Annotated in this window: 10 protein-coding genes; 7 read left to right on the top strand and 3 right to left on the bottom strand. The window is 46.3% G+C overall.

Annotated features, from left to right (window positions below; translation table 11 throughout):
• Positions 1-78: 78 nt before the first annotated feature.
• Entirely contained in the window at positions 79-1,449 is a 1,371-nt protein-coding gene (locus tag ABC831_RS00265) for an ABC transporter substrate-binding protein (protein ID WP_343246292.1), read from the top strand.
• On the opposite strand, the gene ABC831_RS00260 is transcribed toward ABC831_RS00265, so the two are convergent.
• The gene (locus tag ABC831_RS00260) at positions 1,450-2,640 is read right to left on the bottom strand and encodes an AraC family transcriptional regulator (protein ID WP_343246291.1); all 1,191 of its coding nucleotides are present in this window, start codon (positions 2,638-2,640) and stop codon (positions 1,450-1,452) included.
• On the bottom strand, positions 2,633-4,417 hold the full coding sequence (locus ABC831_RS00255) for a sensor histidine kinase (RefSeq protein WP_343246290.1): 1,785 nt from the start codon (positions 4,415-4,417) through the stop codon (positions 2,633-2,635). The genes ABC831_RS00260 and ABC831_RS00255 overlap by 8 nt, the downstream gene beginning before the upstream one ends.
• A 223-nt stretch (positions 4,418-4,640) precedes the next feature.
• Here ABC831_RS00255 and ABC831_RS00250 point away from each other — a divergent pair, with 223 nt between their 5' ends.
• From ABC831_RS00250 to ABC831_RS00230, 5 genes are all read left to right on the top strand, one after another.
• Positions 4,641-5,525 (top strand): carbohydrate ABC transporter permease, encoded by an 885-nt coding sequence (locus ABC831_RS00250; protein ID WP_343246289.1) that lies wholly within the window; start codon positions 4,641-4,643, stop codon positions 5,523-5,525.
• On the top strand, positions 5,525-6,358 hold the full coding sequence (locus tag ABC831_RS00245; RefSeq protein ID WP_343246288.1) for a carbohydrate ABC transporter permease: 834 nt from the start codon (positions 5,525-5,527) through the stop codon (positions 6,356-6,358). Before ABC831_RS00250 ends, ABC831_RS00245 begins: the two co-directional genes overlap by 1 nt.
• A 28-nt stretch (positions 6,359-6,386) precedes the next feature.
• Positions 6,387-9,116, top strand: coding sequence for a glycoside hydrolase family 38 N-terminal domain-containing protein (locus ABC831_RS00240; RefSeq protein ID WP_343246287.1), 2,730 nt, complete (start codon positions 6,387-6,389; stop codon positions 9,114-9,116).
• 77 nt (positions 9,117-9,193) lie between these two features.
• Entirely contained in the window at positions 9,194-10,237 is a 1,044-nt protein-coding gene (locus tag ABC831_RS00235) for a phosphotriesterase family protein (protein ID WP_343246286.1), read from the top strand.
• Positions 10,238-10,327: 90 nt separating this feature from the next.
• Positions 10,328-12,133 carry a hypothetical protein gene (locus tag ABC831_RS00230; protein WP_343246285.1) on the top strand — a complete coding sequence of 602 codons (1,806 nt, stop codon included), beginning with the start codon at positions 10,328-10,330 and terminating at the stop codon, positions 12,131-12,133.
• 275 nt (positions 12,134-12,408) lie between these two features.
• Here ABC831_RS00230 and ABC831_RS00225 read toward each other — a convergent pair whose 3' ends face one another.
• Positions 12,409-13,161, bottom strand: coding sequence for a hypothetical protein (locus ABC831_RS00225; protein ID WP_343246284.1), 753 nt, complete (start codon positions 13,159-13,161; stop codon positions 12,409-12,411).
• Between the two features lie 333 nt (positions 13,162-13,494).
• Between ABC831_RS00225 and ABC831_RS00220 the strand changes: the two genes are divergently transcribed.
• A complete protein-coding gene (locus ABC831_RS00220) occupies positions 13,495-16,047 on the top strand; it encodes a peptidoglycan-binding protein (RefSeq protein ID WP_343246283.1) in 2,553 nt (850 codons plus the stop codon).
• Positions 16,048-16,153: the final 106 nt, after the last annotated feature.

Below are 16,153 nucleotides of genomic sequence, written 5' to 3'. Positions count from 1 at the left end.
ATCTCTGTATGGAGAGACCGCCAGAGATTTTGGTCGCTTGAATTCCGGGACCATAACTTTTATGCAAGGAGGAAAGGTATGAGGAAACTATGGAGTATCTTGTTGGTTGGAGCGATGATGTGTTCACTGACCGCCTGCGGTTCGGACAAAAGTGCGGGACAGGAGGCACAGCCTGAAAATACCAGCGGACAGGAGGAGGCGAAAAAACAGGAGGAATCGAAAAAACAGGAGGGAGATTCGGCCCCGGAAGATTCTAAAAAAGCCGCTACCCTTACCATTATGGGATCGGAGGATTGTTTTTCAGAGGTGGAACTGGAACTCTATCAGCAATTTGAGGATGAAACCGGTATTGCGATCGAGCTGATTACAAACCCGAACGACATGAATAATAGTATTCTGGGTGCGAAGATTGCCACCAAGGAACTGCCGGATGTGGTAGCCTATTTCAACGGGGAGGGCGGACGTAGTATCCTGATGCCGGAAGATAATTTTCTCCCGATCACGGATGATCCCTGCCTGGAAAATGTAAACAAAGAACTTCTGGACACCTATTTGAATTGGGGCGGTGAAGTATATGGTTTTCCGAATGCAGGTGTGCAGAACTGGGGGATTCTGTATAACAAACAAGTATTTGAGGACCTGGGGCTGGAACAGCCCAACTCGTTCGAGGAGCTGGAAGCGGTCTGCCAGAAAATAAAAGATGCAGGCGTGATACCGATCTATCTGTCCGGCGGGGACGCCTGGCCGACGGAAACGTGGCTGGACACTTATTGGGGAGCCTATATTGCGGCGCAAGTACCTGATTTTTGGGAGCAGTATGCGCAGAATAAAGTAAAACTTGCAGACCTTCCGGAAGCGGTAGAGTGTCTGCAGCGCCAGCTCGACTTCTTTGAAAAAGGATATTACGGAGAGACGCCATTATCCGATATGCATGATGGAATGTATGGCGCGCTGTATGAAGGCAGAGCTGCGATGTTTATCTTTGGGGATCACGTTTTCGCTTATGGCGCCCAGAAATATCCGGATTTTACGGAGAAGATCGGCCTTATGCCGTTCCCGGTGGATGGAAGCGGCGCTTACGCGGTACCCTGTTCCGAAGCCCTTTATATTAACAAGGACAGTGGGCATATCGAGGAAGCCCTTCAGTTGTTCAATTTCCTGGCAAGGCCCGAAAACGTCGAGAAGCAGTACAATGCCGAACAGCAGGCGTGCTATTTCGAGGGAGTCACTCTGGATCTGATCCCGCAGATTCAGGAGGCGCAGAAAGCAGTCCAGAGCGGCAAGATAGGCAGCGTCTGGTTTGATTATGTGCCCGCCAGCTATTCCCATATTACATATGAAGTGATTCCGGAGATGCTGTTAGGAAATATGACGCCAAAAGAAGTATTGAAGGCGATTGATGATGAGATCGCGAAAAATGCGGAAGCGCAGGGGCTTCCCGGATGGTAATCATTCGTCCTTCAGAGCGTTTCGGCGGTACTCAGAGGGAGACATTCCGGTTTCTTTTTTAAACAGCCTGCTGAAATAAAACGGATCGGGAAAGCCGACCAGTGTAGAGACATCCTTTAAAAGGGTGTCTCTCTTTTGATCAGATAAAAGATATTTGGCGTTGGCAATGCGGATCTGGTTTAAGTAACGCAGAGGAGCTACCTGATAGGCGGCGCGGAACACATTGCAGAGATAGCCGATGGAGTAATGAAACTGCTCAGACAGATCATTCAGGGAAATAGGGCGGTTATAATTGCTCACCAGATATTCTTTCATCTGTTCAGCAAGATTTTTAGCTTCGTACTCATAATAGGAGGTATGAGAGAGACCGGAAGTAATATGCTGCTTTAAGAAAGTCCTGAGGTTCATGATTTCTTCCGGTATATAACTGCAGCCGTCCGAAGGACGACCGACAACCATAGTGGTATTCGGTATAAGAAGAAAGATCTTCTCCCACAGTTGGGAAAGGGTTTTTTCGGAAGCATCGGATAAAGGATAGGAGAATCCCAGAATGATAATATACTCATTTGCATATTTCCCGGGAACGATAAAGCATTGGGCGTCCGGGAACAGGTCGTGGGCGACAGCCGCTGCCCGGGCTGAAAAATGAGGGATCTCGTCCAGAATACACAAATATTCTTCGGATAGGATAGGGCCGATGCAGGTATAGGCCATCCGGAAACAGTTTATATTTTCCAGCCCGGCAGGTATACTGCATGCCTTCTTGGAATCGGGAAAAACATGTCGGAAGTATTCCTCAATTTTCTGTTTTTTTCGGCTTTCTATCTCTGCCGCCCCATTGGCAATCGTCCGTTTCACCTCATCCGGTATCAGAGGTTTTAACAGGTAATCATACACATTTAACCGCAGGGAGGTTCTGGCGTACTCAAAATCCGCATATCCGCTGATGATGACCGGAAGGACGTCTGGATAAGCTCCGGTAACCAACTCGATTAATTCAAGGCCTGTCATACCCGGCATACGGATATCCGTGATCAGCATGTCGGGAGGGCTTTTGGGGATTTTCTCCCAGGCTTCTTGCCCGTCATAGGCATAGCCTGAGATTTCCAACTCGGTATCGAGAGAATGCAATAACGCAGTGAGCCCATTTAACAAGAGCTGTTCATCTTCCACCAGAAACACTTTAATCATAAATGAGTCCTCCTATTGTCACCGTAGCGCCGGATTGAGACGAATGGATTTCAAAAACAGTATTCTGTTTTTGACGGATATAGAGCCTTGAAAAGGTATTCAATACTCCCAGTTCATCTGAGCGGATATAAGATGCCTGACCGCTGTCCAGCAGGCGTTTGATCCGCTCCTGCCCATGACGGATGGCTGCTTTCGATTCTTCGGAAAACCCGCAGCCGTTATCGGTTATATAAATCTTCCAGGCATTTCCGTCTGTTTCTCCTGAAATATCGATTTTTTTCAGTGCTCTGTCACTGTTGAAGCCGTGATAGATGCAGTTTTCTACCAGGGGCTGCAGAATTAACCTGGGCACAGGTACCTCTTCCAGTGCACTGTCGAGCTTAAGGGTGTATTCCAGGCGGTCTCCATAGCGGTATTTCATGAGAGCCAGATAATGTTCCGTATACTCGAATTCCATCTTCAAAGTCGTTGCTGTGTCTACCTCCTGCGTATAGATCAGGATACGGGAAAGGTGGGAACACATGTGCACGATATTTAAGTCTCCGCTTGATAACGCGGAGGAACTGATGGCCGCCAGCGTATTATTGATAAAATGCGGGTTGAGCTGGGACTGGAGGGCCACGATGGTGGCCTGCAGCTCCCGCATCTGAGATTCCGAGGACAGCGTAGCGTACTGCTGCAGTTTTTGCAGCATCTGGCCGGTGGCCTGCGCGAGCTGTTTCGTCTCGTGAGTGTTGCAGTCATCCGGATCGAGCGGAAGGACATAATCGTGGAAATCGATCTTCTTTACCGCTGCGGTCAGTTTTTCCACAGACTGGGAGGTGTATCTGCTGATATAGTAGACAATCAATATACTGAACAAAGACACCAGGAACGCGAAGAAGAAGGTGGTATTGCGTATATGATACAGATATTCAAATAGATCCATACGGTTCTCCACTGCCAGAAGAGTGAAGTTATTATCAAGCTTTACGGAGCTTATTATTTCCCCTTCATATTCAAACTGGCTGGAGGCACTGGAATCCAAATGACCGCAGGCTTCCCTGTACCGGGAACGTAAAACCTCATCGGAAACGGTCACATAGGACGGCGCCGGATACAGCAGGTTACCGCTGCCGTCAAAGATAAAAATATCAACCGTGGGGGCGGGCTTGCAGATCTTCTCCAGGTTTTCGTAGGACTGCAGCACTTCCGTATATCCGTAAGAAACATAACCCCGTTTGCTTAACCTGGATGCACTGTAATACAATTTATCGCTGGACGAGGAAAGCGGATCAGACGAAGGTCCCTGGATGCACAGCGAGCCGTTTAAAAGCTCCGCATTTTTTACAGCGTCTAATTCTAAGATATCAGAGGTATTCAGGTTCCGCCTGGGGGAGCCGATGGAGCAGTAGTCTCCCCGCCTCCCAAAGATGCTGGCCCTGGAGATCTGATTGGTGATCGAGATATATGCGGACATATCCTGTGTACAGTTTTTCTTAGCCTGCAGATTAATATCAAAATAATTGGAAGGACTCATGTCCTGATTGGCGGCGGTGAGTGATTCATAGATCGCATCACTGTAAATAATCTGAAGCAGTATGTTGTCCATTAGCGAAAAATAGTTGTCCGCCTGGCTGGCAACCTGAAGTACAAGCTGGGCACGGTCGTTTAAGTACCGCTCCTTGGAATTCTGATAATCCCGTCCAAATATCAGCAGCAGATAGGCGCAGGTGAAGGCTATGATAACTACTGTAAAGGATAAGAATAATTTTTTTCGCTGAGACCTGTTTTTCATGTGGATTTCACCCTGTTCTATAGGATAGATACGTACATTGTCTTAAGATCAGCCGTGACTGTTCCTTGCTAACAAAAATTATATCAGAGTTAAAAAAAGAATGACAGGGGGTTACCGCTTTAGATTAAGAATGTCCATGGCAGATCTTAAGAATGTTCATTTTACTGGCCGGATCACTCCGGTATAATGATGGAAATAACCGCAAAGAAAGGAGTGAGAAACCATGAAGAAGAGTAAATTCTATCCACTTTATTTTGTTCTGCCGGTTCTGCTGGTGTACGGCATTTTTTATCTGATTCCCATAACATTCGGAGAAGTGTATGCCTTTACCAACTGGAATATCTATGTATCCGATATCAAATTCAACGGACTGGATAATTTCAGGCAGATGTTTACCGACTCGGCCACAGCAAGGGTATTCTGGCGGGCAGTGTCAAATACCCTCTATTATGCGTTTATGACATTAATACTGGGTAATATTATATCTCTTTTGCTGGCACTGGCACTGAACAAAAACTTAAAGACAAAAAGCATCCTGAGGACCATCTACTTTATACCTACTATGCTATGCGCGCTGGCAGTCGGGCTGATTTTTACCGCTGTCTATAATCCCCAGTACGGTATTATCAACACGGTGCTTAGGGGGATAGGACTTGAGAACCTTACACAGGAGTGGATCGCGGACCCGTCCATCGCCATGAACAGCGTTATCACAGCCGGAATATGGAAGGGAGTGGGTATGACATCGCTGATTTATCTGGCGGGCCTTCAGGGAATTCCGGGTGAATATTATGAAGCCGCGAAGATTGACGGAGCGGGAAAAATCCAGACTTTTTTCCGCATTACCTTCCCGCTGTTAATCTCTTCGGTAACGATCAATCTGTTTCTGGGATTCGTAGGCGGGCTCAAAGTGTTTGATTTCGTCATTACGATCACGAAGGGGGGACCGGGATCGCAGACACAGGTATTGGCTACGATGGTGTACAAAGAGCTGTCCGCGGGCAGATATGGCATGGCTACGGCATATGAACTCGTTCTGAATATTATTATCGCAGTTCTTGCTTTCGCGGGTCTGGGCCTGTTAAAGAAAAAGGAGGTGGAGCTGTAATGGAATTGCGTACAAAACGTGGCACGATACTCGATATCTGTCTGGAGATCCTGCTGTGGCTCCTGTCCCTCACCATACTGTGTCCGATGGCAGTGGTGGTGGTAAATTCCCTGAAAACAGCGGCAGAGGCAGATTACCTGAGCCTGGAGCTTCCTGCGGTCTTTCAGTTCCAGAACTATGTGGAAGTGTTTCAGAAGGCGGATGTGGTCCGGTGCTTTGGAAACAGTGTGGTGATCACAGGAGTTACGGTGCTCTTATGCGTGGTCTTAAGCTCCATGGCCGCTTATGTACTCTCCAGAAACCGCACCAGGCTCAGCCGGTTTTTATTTTATCTGCTGCTGCTGGGACTGGTATTCAATATAGCCATGATTCCCACGATTAAGATTATGCAGACCTTCAAGCTGATGAATACACTGGTTGGTTTGATCCTGGTCTATACGGCCACATCGGTTTCGTTCTGCGTCTTTATTTATCATGGATTCGTACCGACGATCTCAACGACGATTGATGAAGCGGCGATTATTGACGGCTGCAGTCCGCTGCGGGTGTTTTTCCAGGTCATATTTCCGCTGCTGAAACCTGTGAATGCGACGATCGTCATAGCGGTATTTGTATCCATATGGAATGAATTCCGGATGCCGCTCTACCTGATGAACGATCCGAAGAGATGGCCGATTACCATGACAATTTATAATTTCTGCGGCCGGTACAGCTCGGAATGGAACATGGTGTTCGCGGATATCGTACTGGTGACCCTTCCGATCGTGATTGTATATTTCCTGTGTCAGAAATACATTATTGACGGGATGACGGCCGGTGCCGTGAAAGGGTAGACGCGCCCCGGATTTTTGAGGAGGTTATATGAAGAAGCCATTTTATGTATATTTTGTGCCTAAGACACATCATGATCTTGGATATACCCAGGCAATCGATGAACTTTTAGAGTCCTACTGCCGTTATTATGACGATGTGTTGGATTTTTGTGACCGTACGGCTGCTTATCCCCCGGAAGCGCAGTACCGCTATACCGTGGAATCCTTTTGGTCTTTGGATTATTATCTGAAACACACGTCCGGGAACAACTGCGAACGCATGAAGTTCTATGTAAAAAGCGGCAGGATTGAAATCCAGGCATTTTACGCAAATGTGATAGACGGCATCTGTTCGGAGGAAGAGATAGCCCGGCTGATGTATCCGTCAGCGGCTTATGCGAGAGAATGCGAAGGGAAGATTACTTCGGCTGCGCTTACGGATATCCCCGGAATGAGCGCGGGGGTAATCAAAGCTCTCTCTGATGCAGAAGTGCCCTATCTGTTTACGGGATTCCCGACTTATTTCGAATGGGAAGACTGCGAAGGCAGACATTTGGAAAAAGGAAACTCCTTTTGGGACGAGAAAAAGCTTTTTGACTGGGGATATCCGGCAGCATACCAGTGGAAAGCGCTTGACGGGGGGGAGGTTTTCGCCTGGTATCAATTCGGATATGGGCACATGAGCAAGGCGGTCCGTACCGTCTTTGAAGCCGAGGTCTATGAGGAGGTATGCAGGGAGCTGCCGGAATATGTGGCGGAATTAAAGACAAAAGGGGTACCGTATCAGGTCATGCGCTACGTGGATCACGGCATGGATAATGTACCTCCGTCCATGGCTGTCTGTGATGTGGTGAGACGGTGGAATGAGGAACACGAGGACATCAAATGTATCGTCGCCACGGAGAGCATGTTTTTTGAAGCATTAAAGAGGGACTGCCAGGGCAAAACAGTCAGGACAATCACGGGGGAACTGCCGCATACGGATTATACCACCTGTTCTTTATCGGAGGCTTCGGTCTCGGCGTTAAATGCCCGGACAAAAGCAAGGCTTCCGGTACTGGAGAAGCTGAATGCAATGACACTTCTGTCAGGAGACGGACCTGATATCAGAGAGCGTATGAGGTCCGCATATTCCGATGTGATCCTGTACGACGAGCATTGTTTCGGCATGGATACCTTTGGATATCCATATGAGTATAACCGGTCCCTGAAAATGAATTATGCGTTTCGGGCCGCGATAAAAGCGGAAGAACTGTGGGATTCCGTAAAAATTACAGACGCTGCAAAAACCGATGGTACCTATACGCTATTCTGTCCCGCAGGGCTGAAAGGGAATTCAGCAGCCACATTTCTGCAGCGCGAAAAACTTGGAAATGGTTCGGATCATCATACATATATGCTGGTCGATTCCGATGCCATAGAACCTACCGATGCCATAGAACCTACCGATGCCATAGAACCTACCGATGCTATAGAACCTGAAAAAACAGAACCTGGCAGTATCTATTCCGTTAAAACAGATGGCAGGAATCCTGCGGTGCTCGTGCAGTGTGACCGGATAGAAGATGTCCGGCTGCCGGTCTGCGGCCTTGCGGATTTGTATGCTATGAAACTGCCGGATGAAGTGATCAATCAGTATACCTTTGCAGTACCCGAAAAAGGGAACCTCTCGCTGTGTAAACTGCGGTTTTTGGGGAACCTTCCGGTCACCGATGAGGTGAAATGCGAGGATCATATTTTTGAAAACGGCTTTTACCGGCTGGAGTTTGATCCTGTAAACGGTACACTGGCCAGGGTGTATGACAAAGAAATCGGCAGGTACGTTACGCAGGCAAACCAGCCGGTGGGGCAGATCCTTGTCAGGGATATAGAGACCAACCGGATCTTCCGAACGAAGACAGAACGCATGTATCACCGCATGGAGGGGGCGGTGGCAGACAGTATGGTCCTGTACTCAACGGTATATTCTATCCCTTTGGCAGTGACGGAGATAATTCTGTATCATACCATGAAGCGTATCGATTTTTCGTACAGGCTGGTTCTGGACAGGACGCCGCTGCGGGAGGCATTTGTGGTATTTCCGTTCGAAATGGAGAATCCAATCCTTACTTACCAGGGAATCGGAACGCCGGTCAGGGCCTTTGAGGATATCATAGAAGGCGCAAATACCAATCAGTTTGCCTGTCAGCACTGGTGCAAGGCTGAGGGAAAAGAATATTCCTGTGTCTTGGCTATGAACGAAGCGCGCATCATGGAATTCGGAGGAATCCATCCCACGGCCGTATCCCAGGCGCACCGGCATTTAAACCCGGCAGGATATCAGGAACCGTATGTCAGCGGGAGAGATATGAAAAATGCCCATATGGTTTCCATGATTTTATATAATAACTGCCAGACGAACTTTCCTCCGCTGCAGCAGGGGGAGGTGATCTACCGCTACTCGGTAACCACCGGCAGCAGGGTGAATGCGGAAGCTTTTGCAGAAAATGCTGTATATCCGCCAGAGCTTCTGCAGGGTAATATACCCTGCCGGGAGATCCGCCTGGATCAGGAAAATCTGTGTATCACGTGTTTTAAGATGGCGGAAAACAAGGACGGATTCATTGTAAGAATCAGGGAGACCGAAGGCCGGGAAGCGGAAGCGGGGCTTGATTTTGGGGATAGGAAAGCATCCTCAGCCATAAAATGCACCATTTTAGAAGAAGATATCTGCGAAATTACTCCGGATCAGATACCGATCGGTGCTTATGAAACGGTTACGGTGAGAGTGAGATTCTGATTCCCTGCGGTTTTAATTTTGCGGGTATCAGATCTGTTTTTTGTGCCGCCTGCGTTTGGCGGCGGAAGGGAGAGATTATGAGCCATATCAATACAGTGCTGGGGCCTATTGCACCAGAGCAGCTGGGGATCACCATGATGCACGAGCACCTTTTGTGGAACCAGGAAGTTTATCAGAAGAAGATCGATCCGGATAAGCCGGGAGAAGCAATTCTGACCAGGAAGATTTGTTTGGAGGACCTCTGTAAGATCCGCTTATGGCATATGCATAATCACAGGGACAATGCGAAACAGCTGGATCCGGAGGAGGCGATACAGGAGGTGGCGCGGCTTAAGAAGGCCGGAGGGGCTGCTCTGGTAGACTGTTCCTGTCTGGGAATCGGGCGGTATCCGAAAGCGCAGCAAATGATCTCGCAAAAAACCGGTATTCATGTGATCGCGGCAACCGGTGTATATGTGCAGGGCTCCTGCAGCGAAACAAAGACCCTGACTTGTGATGAAAAAACAAAGCTGTTCGTCAGGGAACTGACGGTGGGCGTGGATGACACAGACATCAAAGCGGGTGTGATCGGGGAGATCGGCGTTACTGAGGAGTTCCCCGAATGCGAGCAGCAGTCCCTGGCAGCCGCCGCAAAAGCCCAGGCTGAGACTGGGGCCGCTGTCCTGATTCACCAGCCCGGACTAAAAAAGCTCGGCCACGACATCCTGGATGTCTTTGAAGAAAACGGCGGAAACCTTAAGAAAACGGTGCTGTGTCACTGCGATCCGTTCAGCGATGATTCCGTCTATCTGGAGCGGCTGCTGCAGCGCGGTGTCAATATTTCTTTTGACCAGTTCGGACTGGAGTTTCTTATTCAAGTGGAAGGCACAAAGGGGCTGTGGCTGCCGCGGGATATAGACAGAATCCGGACGATTGCCCGGCTCTGTGAGCTGGGGTACAGCAGGCAGCTGGTACTGTCCCAGGATTTGTGCTTCAAGGTTTGCTATGTCAAAAACGGCGGGGGCGGATATGCGCATATACTGGAAAATATTCTTCCTCTTATGCGCCTGGAAGGTATGCAGGATACGGCCATCCGACGTATGCTGGTATCGAATCCGGCCAGGATTTTGGCGCTGCCCTGATAGGCCGATGAATCAGTCGGAAACTAAGCCCGGTAATTAGAAATTAAGTTATGTAATTAGGAAGATTAAGGAAAACAGGAGGTAAGAAAAATGCCATTATATGAAGACAAGCATAACGCGGAAAATGTGATCAGAATAAGTGAGGAATCTAAAGAGTCTGCAGTATTCGGTACGGATAAGGTAGTTGCTTACATCGCGGATGAACTGCAGGCCAAAGGGACAGCAGCGCTGGATGGCTGGTATGGAGTGGATTACCAGGCTATTACGGAAAAGGTTCGTTTGGAAATGGAGCGGCGCGGGACAGAATGTGAGTTTATCGATGCGAGTACTCTGTACATAACGCAGGAGGAGCTTGCGAAATATAAGCAGCCTTATGTGACCGACGATCCGGGGTTCGGGTATGTCAATGACAGCGGTGTGATCTCGGATATTATGGATGCAGATAAGCTGAAAGCACTTTGTGACAAGCTGGAGCAGGCGCAAAAACCGGTAATGGTGTACGGATTTGGGGCGGCAGTGCCGGAACTTTCCGGTAAGTACCAGAGGATATTTTACCTGGACATTACCATGCAGCGTCTGGAACTGAAGATGTGGGAAGGGGAACTGATCCCGTTTGGTTGTACCGAGCCTCCCCAAAACTATAACTGGAAAGAATATCATTACAATGATTTTTATCTGTTATACCGTCACAAGAAATATCTGTTTGCACGGATGGACTTCTATGTGGAGGCTTTTGATGCAAAGGATCTGAAACTGGTTCCCCGATCTGCCTATGACGAAATAGTAAAGACGGCTGTGAGATATCCGATCAAGCAGGTACAGATCTTCCAGCCCGGCCCGTGGGGGGCATACCGGCACAAAGACCTCTGGGAGATCGAGGGTCTGGAGATATCCGCATGGAATAAGATGTCCGGACCGGAAATGTCCGTGGTAATTGATTTTGGCGCGGAACGCACGCTTAATTTCCCATTGATCAATCTGCTTCAATATAACAGGGAAGTTACGGGTGATTATATGGCTGAAAACTATCCTGACTTGTGGCCGCTTGATATCTGGCTGGACGATGGATATTTTCCGGATCAGCAGCCTGCGGAGCGTATTTCCATGCCTATCCATAATCATCCCGGCAGCCGCTATGTGAAGCAGCATTTTAATGAGCCGCTGGGGAGATATGAAACCTATTATATCGCAGAAGCATATGAGGGCGCGAATACGTGGATGGGATTCAAGGATCACTGCGATCTGGAAGAGTTTGAAAATAAGTGCTTTGAATCCAATAACCGGAAGTCCATCGAAAACTGGAAAGATTACATCGCGAACTGGAAGTCAAATGTGGGAGATTTGTATCTGATCCCGCCGGGAACAGCCCACGGACATGGCGGCAACCAGATGGTACTGGAAATGGATACCAGCCCGTCTATAGCCGGAACGGAGTATTCGTTCTTCCAGTACGATTTCGCACGTCAATCCTGGGATGATGATAAGAAGACCATGACCGGCAAGCCGCTGAATATGCATCTGGAACATGCATTTGACAACGAACACTGGCGGCGTGCCGGGTATGTGCAGGAGAACCTGCGCGCCCGGGCGGAGGTAACTCTCTGGACAAAAGATTATTGGATGGATAAGTTCTCAAGTTTGCCGGAAATGCCGTTTGATATTGAACGGATCTATTTCGATAAGCGTGGTGAATATACTACATCAGGCAGGCATCTGCAGATGATTACGCTGACGGTTGGACATCATGTGACAATACGCAGTAAGACCAACCCGGAAATATGCACAAGTATAGAAAGGCTGCAGTGCGCGGCGGTACCCGCTTATTTTGGAGACTATGAAATCATATCAGAAGATGGCTGCTTTTGTACCTGCGTGATTTTCTATATGAAAAAGTAACATTGGAAATGTAAGGTCTATCGCGATTCGCTTTCAATAGGTTATCGCGATAGACCATTTTTGCAATCAGCTGGATTCCTTTATTAACACATCCCCGGAGGGGGCGGCCAACCGGCAGCACAGAAGGTGGTAAATTTACGCATCTATCTTTACTAGATCGGACTATTTGGTGGCCGAAATCCGGAGATAAAAAATATAGATGAGATTAATTGCCAAGATATAAAAATTTGCGTATAGAAGCAAAAGTTTTATCATATGCACCAGGTTAATTAAACTTAAATTAACAGAGTATCTAACTGTGATTCCTCTAACAGTTTATCATATAAATTTTCTTTTGATTCATATACTTGATCTGGAGTAATAATATATTCAGGAGTAATAATAAATTTATTTTCTTTAGTTTCATTTAGAAAATTTAGAATCAAAGCCCCCTGCAAAGAAACACTCTCTTTATCTATATCGACAGGATAATCAAACCATTGAGTACTTGCATAACACCATTTAAGAATTGCTTCTGTGTCTAGGCCTTGTTCCCATGTTTTTATATTATATGGATCATCTATGGAATTCAATTCCACTTTTTCTATACTACGGGCCTGAAAACATGCCGATATAAAAGATTTCAGCTTAGGATCAGCTTCATAGTATTCTTTCCCATCAAACATAAATTTGTCAGACAATTTGTAATATAAAGTTTGTTTGTCATCATTATAACCGCGAACCTCATATAGCCAAGAATTAATTGCAGGGGTACAAATTACATCTCCTTTCCTCTGAAGAAGGTCTAATTCTTGTTGATAACCTGGTAATAAAATTGACGTTTGTAAAATAATAGCGCCTGAGTCATCATATAGGTTATCCGAATATAGAGATATTCTAAATTCGTTTGGGATGGAAGACGAATCAGGTAAGTTATGAAGATATTCAGTTTTTTTATCAACAATACTATCATTTTCAACAATCGACTTATTACATCCTGCTAAAGCGAGTACTAAGAGACATAATATTATCAAAATATTTACCTTCATACTTTCATCTCCTTTAAAAATATTATATATATTGTATAGTAATTAGAGGTACATGTAAAGTTGCGTGCTGAACGGCACAGATGAATCGGACAGAAGCACGGATATCACAAATCCTCTTGACACTATATGTGATAAAAATAATCACAAATCGTGTCTTTTTAATGGATATACGATATTTGGGGCTTGAATTATAGAACATATGTTCTATAATTAAGATGTAACAGATATTAAAGACTTAGGCCGAGTCTAAATTCCATAATTATGAACCTATTTTCGCAGCTGTAATATTGATCATGTAATAGTATTCATAATATTATACGAGGAGTGATATTTATGTATTTAAAACGAGGAGATTCCAGTATACAAGTTAAATGGTTACAGCAGGGTTTACGAATCACGTTGTATTATCAGATGAGTATTGATTCCACCTTTGGAGCCGGTAATGAAACTGCGGTCAAGAAACTGCAGAGTGATTTGGGACTGGATCAGACTGGTATCGTTGATGACGCTACCTGGGCGGGACTTTGTTCCGAGATCTTACCGATTCAGCAAGCATTAAAAAATAAAGGATTTTATAGCGGCAGTTTAGACGGGGTAGCCGGTGACGGCACTTACAATGCAGTCCTAAGTTTTCAAACTGCTAACGGCCTTTCCGCTGATGGTATGGTTGGACCAGCCACACGAAATAAGCTGTATTCTACGTCCGGAAGTACATCATCAACAATCACCGCTGCGGATTTACCTTTCCAGCGTGGGGATAAAGGCTCTAAGATTATGCTGCTTCAGTATTCACTTATGATCCTTGCATGTAACCCGAATGGGACAGACGGTGTATTCGGTCCCGGTTGTGAAACAGCGGTAAAAAGATTACAAACCCGGTATGGATTATCCTCTACCGGTATCGTAGATACTACCACCTGGGCCAAGATGTCCAGCTTAATCCTGGAAATACAGCAGGCACTGGAAGCTCATGGCTATGATGTTGGCGGAGCTGATGGTGTGGGCGGACCCACTACATATAATCAGCTGAGATATTTCCAGGCGGATAATGGCCTGACGGTTGATGGTATGTGCGGCCCCGCTACACAGCAGGCATTATTAGGCACAGTATCCGGCGGCAATGACGATCTGCCCTTATCCAGAGGTGACAGAGGCCCACGGGTTACTAATTTGCAGTGGGGCTTACTAATCCAGGGAATCAGCCCTAATGGTACTGATGGAGTATTTGGGCCAGGATGCGAATCAGCGGTGAAACGATTCCAGGTAAAATATAACCTCAGCCAGACGGGTATTGTAGATGTGGCTACCTGGGACAAGCTGGTCGCTGTTGTAAAAAATATGCAGTCATTACTTGCAAACAAAGGTTATACTGTTGGACCGATCGATGGCCTGGGCACTGAAACCATTTTCAATGCTATTAAAGCCTTCCAGGCAGACAATGGTCTGACCGTAGATGGGATGTGCGGCGCTGGAACCATGGCAGTTTTAAATGGCGGTTCTTCCGGTACGGGAACAGTATCTGCCGTACAGAAAAGAGGTTCTAATGGATCATTAACCAAATACCTGCAGCACATCTTGAAGCAGTTGGGATACAACATCACGATTGACGGAATCTTTGGCGCAGATATGGAGAACATTGTAAAATCTTTCCAAACTGCATATGGCCTGGAGGTAGACGGAATGTGCGGACCGGGGACATGGAGCAAATTATTCGAATTATATCATGTGCCGGTTACTGCACCAGCAGGTACTTTGGAAAAATTTGTGGCTGTGGCCAGATATGAACTTAACTTAGGCTTTGCAGAGGACAATGCCAATAATATCAATCCTTATGGCCAGTGGTATGGTATGAACGCCCAGAGCTGGTGCGCTATATTTGTTTCCTGGTGCGCTTATCAGGCTGGGATACCCACTACGTTTATTCCTAAGTATGCCTATTGTCCGACCGGAGCAAACTGGTATAAGCAGAAAGGCAGATACCATAATCGCGCCGATGGAGATTATACGCCGAAGGTCGGTGATATTGTCTTTTTCTATCGTGCAGAGGTTGGGCGGATCGGCCACACCGGTATCGTTGTGGAATCCAGCAATGGTGAAATTGTCACTATCGAAGGAAATACTGGTGATAAAGTAGATACACATCGTTATAATTTGACAGATCTTTATATTGAGGGCTATGGCGATAACTCTCCCAGTAGTGAATCCGAATCGGAGGCGGAGAGTAAAGCACTCATAATTCGATATGCTAATTCAGTTTTCAGCAAATTAGGATTAGGAAAATACTTGTCCATATTTGAGTTTGATTTTGACAAAACATTTACTCTTATTGATGAACCTAATGTGAAAGTTGAAGCTGTAGTACATCACCAGTTAACAACGGGGACAGATTTGCCTGGTAATATATCAATAAGTGTAAGTGATGGACATTTATCAGAGGCGGGTATTGAAGCACAGTTATCTGATATTGTGGTATTTGCAACAACGGAATTCCCAAGCTTCCCGGAGATTTCTCTAGAAGGTGTAGGACATGTACTGGCTGATGGTGATATTATAATACGCTACGGTGTCATTGGCGATTCAATACAACTTTCAATAGAAACAGTGATCGATGATCCCAGTATATATGATCTGAATGGTACGCTTTCATTGGAAGTTATTTATACAATACACTTGACGAACCTGCCACCTGCATTTTCTCCAGAACTTATAGCTGATTTAAAGGCATTAGCAAATTGGAGAGATAATTTTGACGAAGAAGCATTGGCTTATGTTACAGCAGCCCTTTTGGTGGTAATCGCAGCATTACTGTTTTATTTCTTCGGCGTAGCAGCCATTGAAACTATAATTTCTATTCTTGGCTATACTTTGCAATTAAAGCCAGCTTAATTTATTTTGGGGTGCTTCTTAGTAAGCACCCCTTAAATTCGTAAGATTCATATGTCTCTGACATTGGGGATATAGTAATTTAAAATTTACTGTGTTATAATTTTTA

This window comes from Diplocloster hominis (assembly GCF_032380655.1).
Taxonomy (GTDB): Bacteria; Bacillota; Clostridia; order Lachnospirales; family Lachnospiraceae; genus Diplocloster; species Diplocloster hominis.
This window is presented reverse-complemented; position numbering and strand designations above follow the sequence as displayed.